Source organism: Pseudomonadota bacterium, from assembly GCA_039193195.1.
GTDB lineage: Bacteria > Pseudomonadota > Gammaproteobacteria > Steroidobacterales > JBCBZW01 > JBCBZW01.
In genome coordinates, this window is sequence record JBCCWS010000001.1 from 412974 (window position 1) to 432342 (window position 19369).

The following is a 19369-nucleotide window of genomic DNA, read 5'->3' on the forward strand; positions in this document are numbered from 1 at the left end:
AAGCCGAGAACGAGCGCAACGCGTGGAGCGGCCGAACATGGCGAAATGTCACAGCTGATGTCGCCGGCTCTCACGCCCAGCATAATGGTGAATTGCCCCGTCGCCGGGCGCGCGCGCAGCGCGCAAGGCCTCAGGCTCGAGTTAAGGAATTGTGATGCGAATCCTGCCTCTACTTACCACGACCATCGCTTGCGCCGGGCTCAGTGCGCAGGCCCTCGCCGGCTTCGACGAGCGACGCTGGGAGTTTAAGGTGTTCCTAGACGATCGCGAGATCGGTTACCACACCTTCGTCGTCCGTGAGTCCGAGGATGTCCAGACCGTCGACAGCGAGGCACGCTTCGACGTCAAGATTCTGTTCATCAACGCCTTCAAGTATCGACATCGCAGTGAAGAGCGTTGGGTGGACGGCTGCCTGCGGGATATTGCCTCCAGCACCCGCACCAACGGTGATCGCAACCGCGTGGAAGGTGAGGCAAGCGGTGATGGCTTCACCTTGCGTTCCGTCTCAGCTAGGAGAAAGGCTGATCTGCAGTTTGGCGATGACGACGAGCGCAAGGTGGACTCGGGCTGTCTGAGCACCTTCGCCTACTGGGATCAGGCTTTCGTCGACCGCGACAGCCTTCTCAACCCGCAGACGGGTGAGGTGGTCCCCGTAGAGATCACGCGAATGGGGCAGGAGGAGCTCGACGTGAGCGGCATTCGTACGCCAGTCATCCGCTACCGCATCGAGACGCCCGATGGAGAGGTGCAGGTCTGCTACACCAAGGTGCGCAATCGTTGGGAGTGGGTTCGCCTAGAGTCTCCCATCGAGAACCGTATGCTGCGCTACGAGCGCGAAGGCGGTGAGCTCCCCCGGATGTTGGCGGCCGCTACCGTCGACCCCTTCGCCGATGAGACCCCGAGCGAAGGTACGCGCTGATGGCCACGCGAGCGCCGTCGATTGGGCTGCGGGCTGCTTGCTTCGCGCTGGTTGCCTTCTTCGGCCTCGCCGCTTGCTCCGATGAGGGAGAACCTATGGAGACCGTCAGCTACGTTGACCTCGAGCGTTTCTCCGGCGATTGGTACGTGGTGGCGGGGATCGTGACCTCGATGGAGGAAAAGGCCTACAACCCCGTGGAGACGTACGAGGTTGCCGGGCCTGGCAAGATCGCTACCACTTTCACCTTCAACAAGGGCTCCTTCGACGGTAAGCAGAAGATCTTCAAGCCGAAGGGGTTTATTCGCAATTCGGAAACGAATGCAGAGTGGGGTATGCAGTTCATCCCACCCTTCAAGCTCGACTACCGCATCATTTACCTCAATGATAAGTACGAGACCACGGTCATCGGTCGCAATAAGCGCGACCTGGTATGGATCATGGCGCGCACGCCGTCGATCGACGCGGCAGAGTACGCGGATATCGTCTCCATGCTCGACCAGGTGGGCTACGACACCTCCAAGATTCGTCAGATGCCTCATGAGGCCACGAGCCAGGGTTGAACTCCTCCCGCCTGCGGCGCGCCCGAGCTAGACGCCGCGCACCATCGCGGTGTAGTCCGCGAATGCTGCCTCCACCGCCGACGCTTCCAAGCCGTAGTCCGCAAGGCTGTACTGGTGGCCGCCCTGCTTGTGGCTTTGTCGTTGTTTGGATAGGTAGGCGCTCATCGCCTCCCGGGCGGCCGCCGTCAGTTCGCGGTCCATGGCCGCGTAGACGCGCTCCGCGGCGCGCATGGGGTCTGCGATCAGCTCGGGGTAGTCGATGTCGACGAAGTCTGCAGCCGGCAGCTGGTGGCGCGCGGCGACGTTGCGGTTTACCGCATCGCCGAGGTAGCGCAGGGCCTGGCGGCCGACCTGCTCGTTGTCCACCTTCAACATAGTGGGTTTGTAGGCCTCCGCAGACAGGCTGCAGTAGGACGCGACGCAGCTCACCGGGTCGCGGCATTGCTGGACCACCAGCGCATCGGGGAACACCTCGAGGATGGCCTCCATTGCCCATAGGTGGAAGGGCGTTTTCAGCACCCAGAACTTCCCCGGGTACCACCACTGAAGCAGGCGCAGTTGGTCCGCGTACAAGCGGTAGGCGTCCACCCACTGTTCATGGCTGCGGCCATCGAGCCAGTCGAGGTAGCTGGCGATAGGGCCATAGAACATGAAGCTGTGGGACATCAGGGAGGTTTCCAACAGCCCGTAACACTCCTCCGGCACGTCGACGGCGGAGGAGTGAATGCTAGACAGGCCCGGGGTGAAGCGCTTGCGAGCACTGATCGCCTTGCGCGACATCTCCACACGGTAGTCCTGTTCGAAGTACTGCGAGTCCTCGCGCCACTTGGGCGTCGCTGGCGGCGGCTGCAGCGTCTCCCACAAGCGGGGGGCGCGCACGCTGGAGTCTTGGGCGAGCAGGCGATGGAGGAACGTTGTGCCTGTGCGCGGTGGTCCGATCAGGAACACCGGTCGCGCCAGCTCGATGCCGCCGATCTCTGGATAGCGCGCGAGGTACTGGCGCAGGCGAACGCGCTTGATCAGGTTGGCAAGGAGGAGCTTTTGCGCGCGGCTGCGGCCGATGAAGTGAAGCTGCTTCGTTTCCGCAAGGCTCGTGCACAGTGCGTGTAGCGCGTCGCTCTCAAGGTAGCTTACGTCCTCCTCGCTAGTGTCGCGCGCCGCCCAGCGCAGAAGCTGGGGGACGTCGAAGGGCGGGGGTGCATCCTTGGTTTCGTCGCCGCGATGGTCGTTCGCCATGTAGCACTCCTGTGGTCGCGGCGCAGTGTGGGGGAATCGGCGCGTAGGCGCTACCGTCTCACGGCGCACCGTTCTGCAAGCTAAGGTAGGGGCTGATCGAGGCGCGGGATGTGCGTTTGGTCACATCCCCGCGTGCTGGCGACATCTCTCACGATACGTACGCAAAAGGGCGGTACCGATCGTTCGGTACCGCCCCATTAGCGGCTGCGCAGTGCGGGATCGGCGTGCCTTACAGCACTTCGATGATGCCTGCAGCGCCCATGCCTGTGCCGATACACATGGTGACTAGGCCATATGCGGACTGGCTGGCGGCCTTGCTCTTGCGCAAGTTGTGCACGAGCTTGGTGGTCAGGATAGCGCCGGTGGCGCCCAGGGGGTGGCCAAGGGCGATGGCGCCCCCCAGCGGGTTAGTCTTTTCCTCATCCAGGCCGACCTCGCCGATCACGGCCAGGGCCTGGGCGGCGAAGGCTTCGTTCAGCTCCACCCACGCGAGGTCGTCTAGCTTGATACCGGTGCGATCGAGCACCTTGGGGATAGCGCGGATCGGCCCGATGCCCATCACCTCCGGCGGCACCCCGGCCACGGAGAAGCCGTGGAACACCGCCAGCGGTTGGGCGTTGTGCTCTTTGAGCCCACGCTCGCTCATCAACACCAGGGCGGCGGCGCCGTCGCTCATCTGTGAGCTGTTCCCTGCGGTGACCGAGCCCTTCGCTGCAAACACCGGGCGCAGCTTGCCGAGGGCTTCGAGGCTGGTGTCCGGGCGCGGTCCTTCGTCTACTTCAACCGTGTGGCGTATCTCGCTCACCGTTCCGTCACTGCCAGGGGCATGGCGAACGGTTTCGTAAGGTAAGACGCCGAGCTGCTGAGCACCGCTCTTGATGGCGGCGATCGCGCGCTGATGGCTGCGCAGGGCAAAGGCATCCTGGGCCTCGCGGCTCACCTCCCACTTCTGCGCGACCTTCTCGGCGGTGATGCCCATGCCGTAGGCGATGGCCACGTTCTCATCCTTCGCCAGCACGGCTGGGTTGAAGGAAATCTTGTTGCCCATCATGGGCACCATCGACATCGACTCCGTGCCGCCGGCGATCATCACGTCGGCCGCGCCCGCCTGGATGCGCTCTGCAGCCATCGCTACGGTCTGCAGGCCGGAGGAGCAGAAGCGATTCACGGTCACGGCGGGAACGGACTCGGGCAGGCCGGCGAGCAGGGTGCCGATTCGGGCCACGTTCATGCCCTGTTCGCCCTCGGGCATAGCGCAGCCGATAATGACATCCTCGATCGCGCTCGGGTCCATGGAGGGCACCTGACCCGCCACGCCGTGCAGGACGTGGGCGAGCAAGTCATCGGGACGGGTGCTGGCGAAGCCGCCCTTGAAGGCGCGACCCACGGGGGTGCGTGCCGCGGCAACGATATAGGCTTTCTCGGTCATTCGATGTTCTCCTGATCAGTTGCGCAGGGGCTTGCCCGTCTCGAGCGTGTGCATGATGCGGGCCTGGGTCTTCTTCTGCAGCGTCAGGGCAACGAAGTGCTCGCGCTCCACGCGCAGCAGCCACTCCTCGTCCACCACAGTGCCCGGATCGAGATCGCCACCGCACAGGGCGTCGGCGATGCGCGAACCGATCTCGTAGTCGTGCTCGCTGATAAAGTGCCCTTCCAGCATGTTCACCATGTTGGCCTTCAGGCTCGCGCTGGCGAAGCGCCCTTGCACCGGCCAGGTCTGCCACGGGTGAGGCGGACGGTAGCCGGCAGCGTGCATGGCCTTGGCCTGGGCGAGGGCCGCGTGGAGGATCTCGTCCGGGTGCATGACGATCCGATCGCCCTCACGCAGGTAACCGAATTCCCGCGCTTCGTGGGCGCTGGAAGCCACCTTGGCCATGGCCACGTTCTCGAAGTACTTCGCCAGCTGAGCGAAGCGGTCGCCGGCTTGGGTCGCATCGGCCGCGCGGATTGCGAGCTCCTTGCAGCCGCCGCCGCCCGGGAGCAGGCCAACGCCCGCTTCCACCAGCCCGATATAGGTCTCGTGGGCAGCCACGATACGGTCGCTCTGCAGCGCCAGCTCACAGCCGCCGCCGAGGGCCATGCCGCGGATGGCAGCGACCACCGGTGCGCCGCAGTACTTCAGGCGCATCATGGTGTTTTGGAAGGTGGCGACGAGATCGCGCAGACCGTCTACGTTGCCGCTGGCCACCAGCCCCGTGGCACCGGACAGGTCAGCTCCAAAGGAGAAAGGTTCCTGGGTTTGCCAGACGACAAGGCCGTGCCAGTCCGGGCCTTCGGCTAGGTCCGCCGCCCGGCGTAGGCCGGCGAGTACGCCCGGCGAGAATGTGTTGCGCTTGGTCTTGAAGCTCGCGATCAGTACCTTGTGGTCGAGGGTCCAGAGGCGGATATCGTCCGTCTCCTCGATCACCGTGTCCTGTGGGGCCGGTTCGCCGAGAAGCAGCTGCGGGCGTGCCTGGCGACGGGTGATCTTATCGTTGCGTGGCACATCGGCCTGGCGCACCGCGGAGAAGGAGCCGGCGGCGCTGTGCACGCCCTGGCGGTCCTGCCCCTCCACCCACCCGGGCAAAGGTGCGCTCGCGAGCGTGCGGCCTGCATCGATGTCCTCACGGATCCATTGAGCGACCTGACGCCAACCGCAAGCCTGCCACAGCTCGAAGGGACCGAGCTTCCACCCGTAGCCCCAGCGAATGGCGAAGTCCACCTCGCGGGCGCTGTCAGCGATTTCCGCCAGGTGGTAGGCGCAGTAGTGGAAGAGATCGCGGTGCAGGGCCCACAGGAACTGTGCCTGTGGATGATCGCTGGCGCGCAGGGCGGCGAGGCGCTTGGCCGGGTCGCTTTCCTTCAGGAGTGTCACGACCTCCGGTGCGACGCTCTGATCCGTGGGACGGTAAGCGCCAGCTTGCGGGTCCAGCACTTCGATGCCTGCCTTGGTCTTGCGGTAGATGCCTGCGCGGGTCTTCTGGCCGAGAGCGCCTTGATCCAACAGACCCTGGTACCAAGCCGGGAGCTTGAAGTGCGCGGCCCAGGGATCGTCAGGCAGCTGGTTGGTCATGGTGGCGACCACGTGCGCCATCGTATCCAGCCCCACGACGTCTGAGGTGCGGTAGGTGGCGCTCTTCGGACGGCCGAGGGCAGGTCCTGTCAGCGCGTCCACCGTGTCGAAACCGAGCTGGTATGAGGCCGTGTGCGCCAGCGTGCTCAGGATGGAGAAAACGCCGATGCGGTTGCCGATGAAGTTCGGTGTGTCCTTGGCCCTGACCACGCCCTTGCCCACCTGATGGGTGAGGAAAGACTCGAGGGAGGACATGACCTGCTCGCTCGTGCCCGCGTGGGGGATCAGTTCCACCAGGTGCATGTAGCGCGGTGGGTTGAAGAAGTGCACGCCGGCAAAGCGTGACTTGAGGCCCTCCGGCACGGCACCTGCTAGCTCGGTGATGCTCAGGCCGGAGGTATTGCTGGCGAAGATCGCGTGAGCCTCTAGGTGCGGGGCCACCTGCTCGTACAGCGATCGCTTGATGTCCATGCGCTCGGCCACCGCTTCGATGACCAGATCGCAGTCCGCGAGCAGCGCGAGGTCGGTCTGATAGTTAGCGGGGCGTAGGCGCTTGGCCTGGGCGGCAGTGGCGAGCGGAGCTGGCTTCAGTTTGGCCAGCATTTTGATCGCCTTGGCGGCGTTGGCGTTCGGATTGGCGCCCTCGGCGGGCAATTCGTAGAGCAACGTCGGAATGCCGGCGTTGGTCAGGTGGGCAGCGATCTGGGCGCCCATGACGCCGGCGCCGAGCACGGCAACCTGGCGGACGTACGGCGCATCGGCCGAGGCGGTGGCGGACGAGGTGGTCACTCGAGTTCTCCTTTGCCGGAGGTGGTTTTCGCTCGCAAGGCGCAGGGCGCGGGGAGCGCCCGCGCCATTGTGAAGCCGATTGTAGAACGAAAACCGAGCGAACGCTCGCGTTTTTTCGATCGGGATAGGCGCCCCGATCGAGGCCAATCAGGTCCTGGTGTTGTTCTGTAGGTTTGTCAGTACCGCTTGCACGAGCGCCTCGGGAACATCCGAGACTTCCTCGTCTTCCGTCGCGGAGCAGGCTTTGCGACCGAGCGTAATCGCGCGCTCGTAGTCGCGGACGTACTCGCGGCAGTCCTTACAAAGCCCCAGGTGCAGGTGCATGGAAAGCTTCTGCCGGAGCGGCAAGTTGCCGTCGAGAAAGTCGACGAGAAATCCGTCAAATTCCTTGCAAGTCAGCATGTTAAGTACTCAAGTGTCTAAAGCAAGTCACGGCGATCCAACAGCCTCTCCAGTAGGGTTCGCAGGGCGCCCCGGGCCCGATGCAAGCGCACCTTAGCGGTGTTCGCCTGAATCCCCAGGATGTCGGCAGTCTCCTGCGTGGAGTGACCCTCGAAGTCTCTCAACACCAGGATCGTGCGGTACTGCTCAGGCAGCTCCGCTATCGCATCACGCACGTATTGGCCTACGTCGCCGGTTTCCACCTCGTCCGCAGCGGAGCGGGGGTTGTCCGGCATAATCCTGTGTTCAGTCTCGTCGTACGACGGCAGCAGGTCGTCGATGCTGGTCTCGTTTCGGCGCCGTTGCTGGCGCAACTTGAGCAGCGACAGCTTGATCGTGATCCCTCGCACCCAGTACCACAGGGTGGAGCGCCCCTCGAACTTGTCGATGCTCTTCATCACCTGGATGAAGGTTTCCTGGAACACGTCTGCAGCGTCGTCGCCGCTACGCAGATACCGTCGGGCCGCGGCCATAACGCGCGAACCGTACACGCGCACCAACGTTTCGTAGGCTGCTGGATCCTGCCTCAGCAGGCCCTCCAGCAGCGTCCTTTCGTCAACCTCAGCATGACCCGCCGCGAGTTGCGGATTGCGCTTGGAAACCATCTCTGTGCCCCGCTCCAACCGTTGCGCACGGCGACTCGGCACGCGGCTGCCTAGCCGCGCGCGCGTCGACGCCAGTGGGCGTCGTGGGCCGTACCGGGCGGTCAGTCTGCGCAGGGCTATCGAGGGTTGCAACGATGGTCTCCCAAATTCGACGCATATCGAAACAGGGCGCGAGCCCGCCTTCACCGCAATCCGCACGGCAGGCGTAGCGTTAGGCATGGCTGGGGAGTTGTAGGTAGTGCTCGAGGAGTTACACTTTTGTGAGAATTCTATCCTCGCCGAGATGCCGTGCCCCGCGCGAAAGTGGGCCGCGGCGAGGGCCCCTGCCGCCTCTACGGGCAGGGGCGCGAGCGCGCCGCTGGGGCTAGCTCTTCTCGTCGTCTTCGATGCCGATCTCCCAGCTCTCGACCTGCACTTCGACCACCTCACCGGTGGTGGCGTCGATCTCGACCTTGAACTCGACTCCGAACTCGTCGATCACGTCGAACTCGTAGCTGGCGTCGCCGTTCATTTCGATCTCGTACTCCACCTCGTCGATGGTGCCGGGGTACAGGCGCAGGGCTGTGGCGCGGGCAGCCGCCTCCTCAACCTTCATCTTGGCGGCGAACAGGGGATGCTTGACGCTGTCCACTTCCTGTTCCATCTCGATAATGCGACCGTTCTCATCGCACTCGAACTCCCAATCCGTACCGTTGCTGGCGGCGACTTCGATCTCGTAGGCTGAGCCGCCTTCATCGGTCACGTTTAGGTACTCCACCTTGGCGAACTGCCCGGGGCGTACTGCTGAGGCCGCGTGCAGACACCTCTCGAGGCTGCCGCCTTGGCTGCTGTGATCGGCAAGGGCGGGCAATGCCGTCAGGGCGAGCGTGGCGCCAACGGCGCTAGCGATTACCTTCATGATGAGCTCCTAGTCCATTGAGCAAGTAGAATTTCGGGGGCCAAGGGTACGTCTTGCGCAGCGCAATAGGTGCTGGCTTGCGCGGGTTCGCGGCGTAATCTTGGGGAATGCTGCGCTCTAGGTGCGTCGGGCGGGTCGATTCCCAAATCCCGTTTCATGAGCGCGAGTTTTCGACCCGCTAAACGTCGATTTATGTCCCGTTGTCAGGAGCGCTCTTGAACGCGATATCCCCGCTGCCAGAACCCCAATGCGCTAACGCGGTCCTTATGGTCCGTCCGCGTGAATTCGCCTCGAATCCACAGACGGCGGCGTCGAATGCCATTCAACGTTTCGATGAAGCACCACCCGCGGATCAGGCCCAGCGCGAGGCCCTGATGCAGTTCGAGGTGCTGGTGGCGACTTTGCGTGAAGCAGGCGTCACGGTGGTGGTGGTCGATGACGATCCAACGGTTTGGACGCCCGATGCAGTATTCCCGAACAACTGGTTCAGTACCCACGCCGACGGCCGACTCGTGCTCTATCCGATGTTGGCGCCCAACCGCCGCGCTGAGCGACGCGCGGACGTCTACGAGAAGATCTTGCCGCAGGCAGGCTTCGCCGTGGAACGAGTCATCGATCTCAGCGACCACGAGGCAGACGAAGTCTTCTTGGAGAGCACCGGCAGCTTGGTGCTCGATCGCGTTCACCGCGTAGCCTATGGCTGCCGTTCGGCGCGCACGCACGATCGGGCGGCAGAGCACTTCTCGCGCACGCTTGGCTATCAGCTCGTACTCTTCGACGCTCGCGATCCCCAAGGCGCGGAGATCTACCACACGAACGTAATGATGGCGATCGGCGAGCAGTTCGTGGTGATCTGCAGCGACGCGATCGTCGAGGACGGTCGCGACAAGGTGCTAGCGCGCTTGGAAGCCACCGGGCGCGATATTATCGACATCTCACCGCTGCAGCTCGCCGCCTTCGCTGGCAACGTACTGGAACTTGCCGTCGCGGGGCGCAAGAACGTGATCGCCATGAGTCAGTCTGCCCACGATGCTTTCACGGCTGCGCAAATGGCCCGCTTGACTCGCCTGGCGCGCCCGCTGGCGGTGGGGATTGGTACGATCGAGCTGTGTTCCGGTGGCAGCGTTCGGTGCATGCTGGCGGAGATCCACCTGCCCCGGAGCACGTCGAGGTGATCGCAACGCACGTCCGTGAGCTTGCAGTTGAAAACGGCATACAGCCGACGCTGGCTCCGCGCAATACCTGCTACGGATGCGGGCCGTCGAACGCCGATGGCTTGCAGTTGGTCAGCTATCCCGCAGCGCCCCCCTCGCGCGAGATCGTGGCGCAGTGGCAGCCGGCGCCGCGGCATCAGGCCTTTCCTGGGGTGCTGAACGGCGGCGTGATCGGTACCCTGCTCGACTGTCACTCGAACTGGGCGGCGATCTGGTACTTCCTCCACGAGGACGGCGGCGAGGTGCCGCGCTGCTGCGTCACGGGGGAGTTCACCGTGCGCCTGCGACGCCCGACGCCGCTCGGGCCGCCCGTCATCGTGCGCGCGTGGGTAGCCGAGCAACCAGCCGATGATCGCGTGCTCGTCAGTGCCGAATTGCACTGTGCTGGTGAGGTCTGCGCGACCTGCCGTGGCGCGTTTTTCTCCGTAGGTCAGGATCATCCCGCGCATCACGCGTGGTAGCGTGATACTTCTGCTTCTTATCCTCCCGACAAGGTGTGCCCATGCCCAAGTTGGCCGTTCCGGCGATCGTTATCGCCATCATTCTCATTCTTGTGCTGAGCTTCGGCTCGCGTCTGGTAAAAACCGTGGAGCCAGGACATGTGGCCGTGGCCACTCTGTTCGGCAAGGTGCAGGACACGCGCTACGGCGAGGGCCTGCACGTGCCTGTCAACCCGCTATACGAGTGGCACGATTACGACGCTCGTGAGAAGACCCATAAGGAGCGGGCAAACGTCCCATCCCAGGATCAGCTACAGACCTCCCTGGAGGTCAGCGTGCAGTACCGCATCAACGCGGCCATGGCACCTTCCATCTTGCGCGACACGGGAACTGCGGACGACGCCGTGCAAGTGCACCTGACGCCGAAGCTTCGCTCGCTCCTGCGCGAGCAGGGCAAGAGCATTGTGCGTGCCGAGGACTTCTTCCAGGAGCAGACGCAAGAGCGTCTCCAGGGCAACCTGCTCGAGGGCATGAAGGCCTACCTGCAGCCGAAAGGGATGGATGTGGAAGCTGTGCTGATTCGGGACATCACCTTGCCGCCATTCATCACCAAGGCGATCGAGGCGAAAAAGGAGCGCGAGCAGGAGGTGGAGAAGCAGAAGGCCGAGCTCGAGCGCTTCCGTACCGAGCAGGAGCAGAAGGTGGCAGCGGCCCAGGCCGAACGTCAGGCGGCGGAAGAGGAGGCCAATCGTAAGCGCATCCTCGCCGACGCGCAGGCCTACGAGATCGAGCAGATCAACCGGGCGATCGCGCAGAATCCGGCGTACGTGCAGCTGCAGGCGATGGAGGCGCTCAAGGAGATCGCTGAAGATCCGGCGGCCAAGCTCTACTTCCTCGATGGCAGCAGCTCGATGCCCCTGCCGTTGATGCACCTTGGCGATCCCGTCGCCGCTGGCGCCAACCCGCGCTGAACTCGAGGCTGCCCATGACCGACATGCCTGCTCACGCCACGTACACGCTTCGCGCGGCTGATCCGCACGCGCACTTGTTCGAGGTGACCTTGGCGCTGCCGGCGCCCGCAGCGGAAGGTCAACGCTTGCAGCTTCCCGCGTGGATTCCGGGCAGCTACATGGTGCGCGACTTCGCTCGCCACGTCGTGCGGCTCGAGTGCGAGGTGCAGGTGGCAGGTCAGCGCCGCGCCTTGGCCGTGCAGAAGGTGGACAAGTCGACCTGGGCGTGCGCGCCGATCGCGGCGGGTGATGAGCGCGTGATTCTGATCGCCCGCTATTGGGTCTACGCCTACGACCTCAGCGTGCGTGGGGCGTGGTTAGATCAAACCCGGGCCTACATAAACGGCGCGTGCGTGTTCCTCGCTGCCCAAGGGCGTGAGCGAGAGCCGCTGCGGGTTCAGTTCGAGCGTCCCGCTCCCCCTCACGATCGGGGTCATCGCGTGGCCACATCCCTTCGCGCCGTCGAGGTGGACAGTGCAGGCTACGGCGAGTACGAAGCGCGGGACTATGCAGATCTCATCGACCATCCGGTCGAGATGAGCGACGTTGAGCGAGAGGTTTTCGAGGTGCAGGGCGTGCCGCACGGCCTGGTCTTGAGTGGCCGCCAGCGCTGTGACATCGATCGACTGCTGCACGACCTCTCTGCCATCTGCCATCAGCACCACGCGCTGCTGGGGTGGCCCGAGGACCTCGATCGCTACGAGTTCCTCGTGCACGCGGCGGACGCTATGGGAGGCGGCCTAGAGCATAGGTTCTCCAACAGCTGCATTGTCGCGCGCGACATGCTTCCGCGCCGCGGGATGTCGAGTGACGACACGCGCTACGTCCGCCTGCTGGCCCTGCTTAGCCATGAGTACTTCCACCTATGGAACGTCAAGCGCACGCAGCCCGCGGCTTTCCAGCCCTTCGATCTGCGTGCTGAGCAATACACGCGTACCCTGTGGATATTTGAAGGCATCACCTCTTACTACGACAAGCTGGTCTTGCTGCGGGCACGGGTGATTTCGCCTGCGCGTTACCTGAAGCTCCTAGCAGAGGTGATCACCGGTGTGGTGCGTACTCCGGGGCGTGAGCAAATGTCAGTAGCGGATTCGAGCTTCGATGCTTGGATCAAGCTCTACAAGCGCGACGAAAACGCGCACAATTCGCTAATTTCCTACTACACCAAGGGCAGCCTCATCGCGCTCGGCTTGGACCTTCACCTGCGCAGCGAAACCGATGGGGCATGTTCGCTCGATCGGGTGATGCAAGTCTTGTGGAAACGGCATGGAGCCACCGGTGAGGGGATCGCCGAGGGTGCCTTCGAGGCCCTGGCCGAGGAGGTGAGCGGTTTGCCCTTGGCAGAGTACTTCGCGGCGACGGTCTACGGTACGGACGATCCGCCCCTGGAGCAGTTGCTGGCGAAGGTGGGCATTTGCTTAGCGTGGCGTGTCGCGGAGAAAGAGGGTGGGCAGCGCGCCTGGCACGCGGGGCAGCTCGGCGCCGGTTGCCGGTTGGTGGGGGACGGGGTGGTACTCGACTACGTGAGTCGCGGTGGTGCCGCTCACGCGGCGGGACTTTCCGCCGGCGATCGTCTGCTGGCGCTCGACGGTACGCGCCTAGACGCCCACAACGTGCGCACCCGACTGGGCGATGGCGCACCCGGGACCACCGCGAGCCTGCACGCCTTCCGGCGTGATGAGCTCATGCAGTTTCACGTGACCTTCGACGAGCTGCCGGCGGACACGGCGCACCTCAGCCTGATGGACGATGCGCCGCCCGTCGCAGGTGCGCTCCGCCAGCGGTGGTGGCAGGGGCTCGATGGCTGAGTCTCGTATCCGTGCGCGCCCAGGTGAGTAGCACGGAGGCGCGGCTCGTAGACGGCGGCAAAGGGGCGACGGTTCGCCTACTGATCGGCGCCGTGCTGATCAGCTTCTCCGCCGTATTCGTCAAGCTAACGAGCGTCAGTCCGACGGCCTCCGCGGTCTACCGCTGCGCTTTCGGTGGCGCGGTGCTGTTCGCCTGGTTGGCGATCTCCCGCCAGCAGGTGTGGATTCGCCCGCGGCCGTGGGTCACGCTGCTGGTCGCGGCGCTGTTCTTCGCTGCCGACCTGGCCGCTTGGCACCGCAGTATCGTGTTCGTCGGCCCCGGCCTCGCCACGCTGCTGGCGAACTTCCAAGTGTTCGTGCTGGCGCTGGTTGGCGTGGTTGTGTTCGCCGAGCCTGCGCGACTGAGTCTGTGGTTGGCGATCCCCCTTGCCATGATTGGGTTGGCGCTGCTGATCGGGGTTCAGTGGACTTCCCTTCCTGCCCTTCAGCAGGAAGGTGTGCTTTGGGGGTTGGCGACCGCGTTGTTCTACAGCGGGTACATCCTCTCCTTGCGCCGTGCTCGTCAGCTTTCCCCGGGGGTCGGTGCGGCCAACGATCTGGCAATCGTATCTGCCGCATCCGCGATACTGCTGGCTGTTCTCGCGCTCGCCTCTGGGGAGAGCTTGGAAATACCAGACCTGGCGAACTTGGGCACCCTCGTCGCCTACGGCGTGGTGGGGCAGGTGCTGGGATGGCTGCTGATCTCGAGCGGCCTGGAGCGCGTGCCGGCAGGGTTGGTTGGCCTAATTTTGTTGCTACAGCCGACTCTGGCGTTTCTCTGGGACATCGCGTTGTTCGGCCTGCCGATGAGCGCGTACCAGGGACTTGGTGCCGGACTTGCAATCGCCGCCATCTACGCCGCAACCCGTCGCTGAAGCTCGCCGGCACGAAGGCGTGGCCGCCTACGCTTGTCACGCCGCTGGCGGATCGAAAGAATGTCCCTAAGGTCGGCGCCGCTCGGTGTTGCCGAAGCAAGATAGGAAGGTAATGATCGATCTAGGGTTTCGGCTGCTGCTGGCGTACATGCTGGGATCGTTGATGGGGGCACTCATCGTCGGGCGACTCAGCGGCGGCGGTGATATCCGTGAGGAGGGCAGCGGAAATGCCGGGGGCACGAATGCCCTGCGCACCCGTGGCATCGCCTTCGCGGTGGGCGTAATTGCGATCGACATTGGCAAGGGCAGCTTGGCGGCGACTCTGGTGGCGAGTATGCCGCTAGTTACCGCCACCAACCCCAGCACGCCCATCACGGCCATGCTCTGCGCGGCGGCGGCGGTCGTCGGCCATGTGTTCCCGCTCTGGTTTGGCTTCCGCGGTGGCAAAGGCGCCGCCACGCTCGTCGGGGCCTACCTCGGGCTTGCCGCAGTGGTCGTGGTGCCCGTGTTCTCGGTTTGGCTACTCTGCCTCGTGCTCACGGGGTTCGTAGGCCTATCCACCCTGGTGGCGGCGGCATCAGCAGCGCTTGCGGTTTGGGTGCTGCAGCCAGGGCTAGCCCCGACGGCGCTGATCTGGTTCGCGCTGGCCATGGCGCTGCTTCTGGTCTACACCCATCGCAGCAACCTCACGCGAATGCTCCAAGGTGTGGAGGATCGCAAACACTCGCTCATGCTGTTCGCCCGCCGAAGTGAGCGGAACTCATGATCGATGCGGCGCTCGACCCCTTGTGCGGCGAGAGGATCACGCAGCTCTGTGAGCGATCGTTGGGAGCTGAGGTGCCGCGCCTGCGCATCCTGGAGGAAGTTGATTCCACCAGCAGCGAGGCGATGCGCTGGCGCACCGAGTTGGCGAACGACAGACAAGCGGTGGCGGTCGTAGCGGAGCAACAGAGCGCCGGCCGGGGGCGTCGTGGGCGCTCGTGGAACACAGCGCCCGGAAGTGCCGTCCACTTGTCCTTGGCCCGGCCGCTCGATAGCGCCTACAACATCGCCCCGCTGGGCCTCGCGTGTGCGATTGCCGTGCACGAGGTATTGGCGATCCTGGGTGTAGCTGACCTCGCCATCAAATGGCCTAATGATATCGTTTGTACCGATGCGGGTAGCAGACCCTACGCGAAGCTCGGCGGACTACTGCTCGAGGCCAGCCAGCGAGGAGGGGTGTCCGATGAGGGGTCGGGGCACGAACTGGTGGTTGGGCTCGGACTCAACCTTTCGCTCCCCGCGGCTCTGCGGGCCGAGCTTGAGGCGGGCACGGAGTATGCGGTGGGGGACCTCGCCGCTTTGGGGTTTGACCCGAGCGGTCGCAACGAGCTCATCGCGATGTTGATCGTTGCTCTCGCCGGCACGCTGGAGCGCTTCCAGGAAGAGGGCTTCCCTACCTTCCGGGCGCGCTGGGATGCGGTGGATATGCTGCGAGGTTTGGGTGTGGCGGTGCGGGGCGGCGACGGACGCCTCCGGCGTGGCGTGGCGCACGGTATCGACGCTGAGGGCGCGTTGCGCGTGCGGCTCGAGGGTGCGCAGGAGTTGTTGCGCGTGCATGCGGGCGAGGTGTCCGTCCGGCCGCTGCCATGAGTGCTCCTGCTTTGCTCATCGATATCGGTAACTCGCGGGTGAAATGGGCGCAGGCAACGCCCGGCGGCGGCGCGCTGCAAGCCCACGGTGCCTACGCCTACGAGCACCCGCAGGACGAGGATCTCCGTGGGAGCCTATCAGCGGCGTTGATGCAGGTGCTGCCGCGAGCCGTATCCGCCGCAGTGATCGTAAGCGTGGGTCGCCAGGCCCTAGCTCAGGGGGTCGCGCAGAGTTTGCGTCGGGAACGGTCGGCGCGGGTAGTGCTGGCGCAGGTCCAGCGGGAATTTAGAGGGTTAACCGTCGGCTACAATCATCCTAGCCACCTGGGCGTGGACCGCTGGGTCGCGATGCTGGGCGCGGGACGCTTGGTCGGCTACCCCTGCACCGTCGTCGATTTGGGCACCGCAGTCACCGTGGACGCGGTGGACCGTGCGGGCCAGCACCTGGGCGGTGCGATCGCCCCAGGACGTACCTTGCAGCGGCGCTCGCTGCGTCAGTCGACGGCACGGATTCGCACCGGTGAGCGCGAGCCGGCGCCGTCGTCGCTGTTCGCGCGCGACACGGCGGAGGCCGTGGCCGCGGGTGTTGATCATGGGCTCGCCGCGCTGGTCAATCTCGCCCAAGCAGACGCAGCCCGCGAACTTGCGCTCTGCGGGTCGTTGAAGGCAGATCGGGCCTGGCCACCTCTGCTCGTGACCGGCGGCGATGCTCCTGATTTGCTCCCCCTGTTGCCCGCGCACGCCCAACACGTGGATGATCTAGTCCTCGAAGGGGCTCGCTCGCTACTCGAGGGGGCCGAGGAGATTCGATGAGAGCCATCGCATTGCTGCTGGTACTGGTGAACCTGGGCTTGCTCGGCTGGAGCCGTTGGGTGGCGACTGCGCCGATGCCCTCGGCGCGCCCGCTGCCCGCCTCTGTGGAGCGTTTGGCGTTGGTCGCCCCGCCCGGGCAGGTTCGCGAGGACGAAGTGGGAGGCGAGGTGCTCGCCGATGCTAGCGTCGAGTCAGACCCTCAAGAAGCTGGCGAGCCGGCTCCGCCGGCCGCCGTGCCCGCGAGCATACCGGCGGCCGAGCTGGCAGGCAGCCAGCTCGTGGTGATCGCGCCGAGTGCGCAGGCCCAGTGCGCTTCGGTAGGACCATTCCTAGATCTGGCTGGCGCGGCTGAGTTCGCCGCCGCGGTGCGCGCCCGCGGATTGGAGCCAGGTCAGCGCCGGCTCGCCTCGGACGTCTGGGTTGGGTACTCGGTCATGCTGCCGCCGTTGCCGTCGCGTGAGGCCGCCCGGGCAACGGCTAGCGCGTTGCGCGAGGCTGGCGTTGAGGATCTCTACATCGAACCAGGTGGGGATCTGCGCAACGCCATTTCCCTAGGGTTGTTCAGTCAGCGCGATGGCGCGGATCGCCACGCGAAGGCTATTCGTGACCTTGGCTTTGAGCCTGAGATTCGCGACCGTACGCGCACGGCCGACGTCTACTTCGTAGACTTCGAAGTGCCCGCCGGCAAGCGAGTCGATCTATCCCGCTTCGAGCGCCAAGGTCGGCGCCTCAGCAACGGCGTCTGTTCGGTCGCCGCTGCCTAGGGGGCGGTATGGCGCTAGATGACGATCCAACGAACGCGAGTCCGAAGGCGCCAGCGCAGCCGTACGTGTGCTGGCGTTGCGGCGAGAGCCTGCCATTCGCGCTCTTCCCTCTGACTCACTCGGCGCTCTGTCCGCACTGTCGGGCGGATTTGCATGCGTGCCGATTGTGCCGCCATCACGATCGAACGCGCTTGAACCAGTGCCGTCACGAGCGCGCCAACGCTCCCAACGATCGCACGCAGGCCAACTACTGCACTTACTTCCGCCCACGACTGCACGCCTTCGAAGCAGGGCACGACTCGGCTGCGCGCCAATCCGAGCAAGCCCTGGCAGAACTATTCGGTGCGCAGGTCCCTGAAGGACAGGGGGACGCCTCCCCTAGTCAGGCCCATACGGATGTCGTCGATGATGCGCGCGAAGCCCTGGAGGCATTGTTTGCCAAACCGGATGCGACGGACCAAGACAAGGGCTGATAGGCTCAACCTCATGAGCGAATCCTCCCCTTTGGCCGCGGTGGCCGCGTGCACGAGTGTCCTGCTGCTGATCGCCACCACACCCAACGCTTGGGCGATGGAGCCCGAGGCCGGTCGCTTTCTGGTGGCGGCGGAGGCGCTAGAGGATCCAAACTTCGCGAAAACCGTAGTGCTGCTGCTACACCACGACGGTGATGGCAGCATCGGCCTCATCATCAATCAGCACTCCGACATCGCTCCCGCGCAGCTCCTGCCCGGTATCCGTGGGTTGGATCGGTACCAGGGGAAGCTGTTTTTGGGTGGGCCGGTGGAGCTGAGCCACGTCAGCGTGTTGGCAGCTGAGGGCGCAGGCGGTACCGCGGTATTGAAAGGCGTTTACCTCAGCAACGATCCAACTACCCTGGAGGGTCTGCTGCTGGCGGCAAGAGGGCAGGGGGAGCGCGCCGTGCGCATCTTCATTGGCTACGCGGGGTGGTCTGGTGGTCAGCTCGAGGCGGAGATCTCCGCAGGTGGTTGGCGTGTACACGCTGCCAGCGCAAAGCATGTGTTCGAACAGGATCCGTCCCGCTTGTGGGGCAGCTTGAGGGAGGCTGCATCGCAGTCATCGCCTGATGAGCCCTTCGTCGTCCGAGCGTTACCGGCGACCGGTTCGCCAACGCCCGGCGCCAGCCGATAGATAGCGGATGGCGCAACGGGCGCGTTACACTTTGCGGTCTTACTGGCCTCTTCGGGCCCTTAATCTTCCTTGCCGGAATAGCTCAATTTGGTAGAGCAACCGCCTTGTAAGCGGTAGGTTGGGGGTTCAAGTCCCTCTTCCGGCACCACTTTTCGGCGGGAGCCGAGCTGGCCCCGCCGTTACCCCTACGCGCGGTCCGCGCGTCAGCTTGCGTTCGCGAGCTGCTGCCACACGCTAACGATGGCGCGTACGTCGTCGCTTACGGTGTACTGCTCGCCGTCCCATTCCACCCAGCCGTCCGCCCGAAGTGACGACCACAGCACGTGGAGCGTGCGTAGGGGAATACCCAGCAGGGTGGACAGGTGTCCGCTGGTGCCTTCCTCACCTAGGGCTAAAGCCGTGATAACGGCACGTTTTTGGGGGGATGGCCACTTGTACGCCTTCACGGCGTCGATGGTTTTGAGCAGTTTCGCTTTTTTCATGGAGACTCCCGGTCAGAAAGAACCACGTTTGTTGAACAGATCAACGTAAACGAGCGAGGTCGGCACCGGTGCACAAGCGCCGCATGGGCGGTGCTGACCCCGTTCGTTAGCGCGCAGTGTAACGGCACAGCGCGAATAACGGTAGCGTTGCTAACGAAAACAGCACATTGTGGGCGCTTCGGGAGTTTCTCGCCGAGCTCAACGGTTTCGATAGGGCAGTCTATTCACCGCTAGGAAGGCGCGTTGCCGAGGCGTCAGGCGGTCGCGGCGGCGATCACCTCGAGCAGCTCGCGCTCGGTGAAGGGCTTTTGAAGGAAGTGATAGGTCGCGTAGGAGGCATCGGTGAGGGCGGACATCAGGATCACTGGCATTTGCGCGTACCGCTCGCGCACCCAGTCAGCAAGCTCGATGCCGTTCCGTCCGTCACCTAACCGCACGTCCGACAGGACCGTGTCAATGCTCGGCGTGACGGCGCTCAACTGGCCTATGGCTTCGTTCATGCTGGCCACGGGCGTTACCTGAAAATTGTTCGCCTCCAGTACCGAGGTGATCATCTCGCGCACTAAGGCTTGGTCCTCGACGAGCAGCACGGAACAACGATCACCCGTTACCATGGGCCTCAACCTTCGCAGTCAAGCGGTGAC

The 19369-nt window shown here is 64.4% G+C and carries 21 protein-coding genes and 1 tRNA gene; 14 read left to right on the plus strand and 8 right to left on the minus strand.

All coding sequences use genetic code 11. From position 1 onward, the window contains the following. Nucleotides 1-154 precede the first annotated feature (154 nt). Nucleotides 155-919 (plus strand): DUF6134 family protein, encoded by a 765-nt coding sequence (locus tag AAGA68_01745; GenBank protein ID MEM9383756.1) that lies wholly within the window; start codon nucleotides 155-157, stop codon nucleotides 917-919. Then, entirely contained in the window at nucleotides 919-1479 is a 561-nt protein-coding gene (locus tag AAGA68_01750; GenBank protein MEM9383757.1) for a lipocalin family protein, read from the plus strand. Before AAGA68_01745 ends, AAGA68_01750 begins: the two co-directional genes overlap by 1 nt. Nucleotides 1480-1506: 27 nt before the next feature. On the opposite strand, the gene AAGA68_01755 is transcribed toward AAGA68_01750, so the two are convergent. From AAGA68_01755 to AAGA68_01780, 6 genes are all read right to left on the minus strand, one after another. Then, the gene (locus AAGA68_01755; protein ID MEM9383758.1) at nucleotides 1507-2715 is read right to left on the minus strand and encodes a sulfotransferase; all 1209 of its coding nucleotides are present in this window, start codon (nucleotides 2713-2715) and stop codon (nucleotides 1507-1509) included. A 229-nt stretch (nucleotides 2716-2944) separates the two neighbouring features. After that, nucleotides 2945-4144, minus strand: a complete 1200-nt coding sequence (locus AAGA68_01760; GenBank protein ID MEM9383759.1) for an acetyl-CoA C-acyltransferase — start codon at nucleotides 4142-4144, stop codon at nucleotides 2945-2947. 15 nt (nucleotides 4145-4159) lie between these two features. After that, entirely contained in the window at nucleotides 4160-6556 is a 2397-nt protein-coding gene (locus AAGA68_01765) for a 3-hydroxyacyl-CoA dehydrogenase/enoyl-CoA hydratase family protein (protein ID MEM9383760.1), read from the minus strand. 147 nt (nucleotides 6557-6703) lie between these two features. Beyond that, nucleotides 6704-6958: a zf-HC2 domain-containing protein gene (locus AAGA68_01770; protein MEM9383761.1), complete on the minus strand. Its 255-nt coding sequence runs from the start codon at nucleotides 6956-6958 to the stop codon at nucleotides 6704-6706. Between the two features lie 17 nt (nucleotides 6959-6975). Then, nucleotides 6976-7602, minus strand: a complete 627-nt coding sequence (locus AAGA68_01775) for an RNA polymerase sigma factor (GenBank protein ID MEM9383762.1) — start codon at nucleotides 7600-7602, stop codon at nucleotides 6976-6978. 364 nt (nucleotides 7603-7966) lie between these two features. After that, complete coding sequence (locus AAGA68_01780) at nucleotides 7967-8500, minus strand: PepSY domain-containing protein (protein ID MEM9383763.1); 534 nt, start codon at nucleotides 8498-8500, stop codon at nucleotides 7967-7969. A gap of 266 nt (nucleotides 8501-8766) precedes the next feature. Between AAGA68_01780 and AAGA68_01785 the strand changes: the two genes are divergently transcribed. The 12 genes from AAGA68_01785 to AAGA68_01840 all read left to right on the plus strand — a co-directional run bounded on the left by AAGA68_01785 (nucleotide 8767) and on the right by AAGA68_01840 (nucleotide 18391). After that, a complete protein-coding gene (locus tag AAGA68_01785; protein MEM9383764.1) occupies nucleotides 8767-9675 on the plus strand; it encodes an arginine deiminase-related protein in 909 nt (302 codons plus the stop codon). Further along, nucleotides 9672-10175, plus strand: a complete 504-nt coding sequence (locus AAGA68_01790; GenBank protein ID MEM9383765.1) for a PaaI family thioesterase — start codon at nucleotides 9672-9674, stop codon at nucleotides 10173-10175. The genes AAGA68_01785 and AAGA68_01790 overlap by 4 nt, the downstream gene beginning before the upstream one ends. A gap of 41 nt (nucleotides 10176-10216) precedes the next feature. After that, complete coding sequence (locus tag AAGA68_01795) at nucleotides 10217-11125, plus strand: prohibitin family protein (protein MEM9383766.1); 909 nt, start codon at nucleotides 10217-10219, stop codon at nucleotides 11123-11125. Nucleotides 11126-11139: 14 nt separating this feature from the next. Then, the gene (locus AAGA68_01800) at nucleotides 11140-12972 is read left to right on the plus strand and encodes a PDZ domain-containing protein (protein ID MEM9383767.1); all 1833 of its coding nucleotides are present in this window, start codon (nucleotides 11140-11142) and stop codon (nucleotides 12970-12972) included. Between the two features lie 23 nt (nucleotides 12973-12995). Continuing rightward, on the plus strand, nucleotides 12996-13886 hold the full coding sequence (locus AAGA68_01805; GenBank protein ID MEM9383768.1) for a DMT family transporter: 891 nt from the start codon (nucleotides 12996-12998) through the stop codon (nucleotides 13884-13886). Between the two features lie 112 nt (nucleotides 13887-13998). Continuing rightward, on the plus strand, nucleotides 13999-14652 hold the full coding sequence (plsY, locus tag AAGA68_01810; protein ID MEM9383769.1) for a glycerol-3-phosphate 1-O-acyltransferase PlsY: 654 nt from the start codon (nucleotides 13999-14001) through the stop codon (nucleotides 14650-14652). After that, nucleotides 14649-15518 carry a biotin--[acetyl-CoA-carboxylase] ligase gene (locus AAGA68_01815; GenBank protein ID MEM9383770.1) on the plus strand — a complete coding sequence of 290 codons (870 nt, stop codon included), beginning with the start codon at nucleotides 14649-14651 and terminating at the stop codon, nucleotides 15516-15518. Before plsY ends, AAGA68_01815 begins: the two co-directional genes overlap by 4 nt. Continuing rightward, nucleotides 15515-16330 carry a type III pantothenate kinase gene (locus AAGA68_01820; protein ID MEM9383771.1) on the plus strand — a complete coding sequence of 272 codons (816 nt, stop codon included), beginning with the start codon at nucleotides 15515-15517 and terminating at the stop codon, nucleotides 16328-16330. Before AAGA68_01815 ends, AAGA68_01820 begins: the two co-directional genes overlap by 4 nt. Next, a complete protein-coding gene (locus AAGA68_01825; protein MEM9383772.1) occupies nucleotides 16327-17094 on the plus strand; it encodes a hypothetical protein in 768 nt (255 codons plus the stop codon). The genes AAGA68_01820 and AAGA68_01825 overlap by 4 nt, the downstream gene beginning before the upstream one ends. Before the next feature lie 191 nt (nucleotides 17095-17285). Next, a complete protein-coding gene (locus AAGA68_01830) occupies nucleotides 17286-17567 on the plus strand; it encodes a hypothetical protein (protein ID MEM9383773.1) in 282 nt (93 codons plus the stop codon). 13 nt (nucleotides 17568-17580) lie between these two features. Next, nucleotides 17581-18243: a YqgE/AlgH family protein gene (locus AAGA68_01835; GenBank protein ID MEM9383774.1), complete on the plus strand. Its 663-nt coding sequence runs from the start codon at nucleotides 17581-17583 to the stop codon at nucleotides 18241-18243. Between the two features lie 71 nt (nucleotides 18244-18314). Next, a tRNA-Thr gene (locus tag AAGA68_01840) sits at nucleotides 18315-18391 on the plus strand. Nucleotides 18392-18446: 55 nt separating this feature from the next. Here AAGA68_01840 and AAGA68_01845 read toward each other — a convergent pair. Together AAGA68_01845 and AAGA68_01850 are read right to left on the minus strand one after the other, a co-directional pair. After that, a complete protein-coding gene (locus AAGA68_01845) occupies nucleotides 18447-18725 on the minus strand; it encodes a hypothetical protein (GenBank protein MEM9383775.1) in 279 nt (92 codons plus the stop codon). A 254-nt stretch (nucleotides 18726-18979) separates the two neighbouring features. Beyond that, nucleotides 18980-19339 carry a response regulator gene (locus AAGA68_01850; GenBank protein ID MEM9383776.1) on the minus strand — a complete coding sequence of 120 codons (360 nt, stop codon included), beginning with the start codon at nucleotides 19337-19339 and terminating at the stop codon, nucleotides 18980-18982. Between the last annotated feature and the right edge of the window lie 30 nt (nucleotides 19340-19369).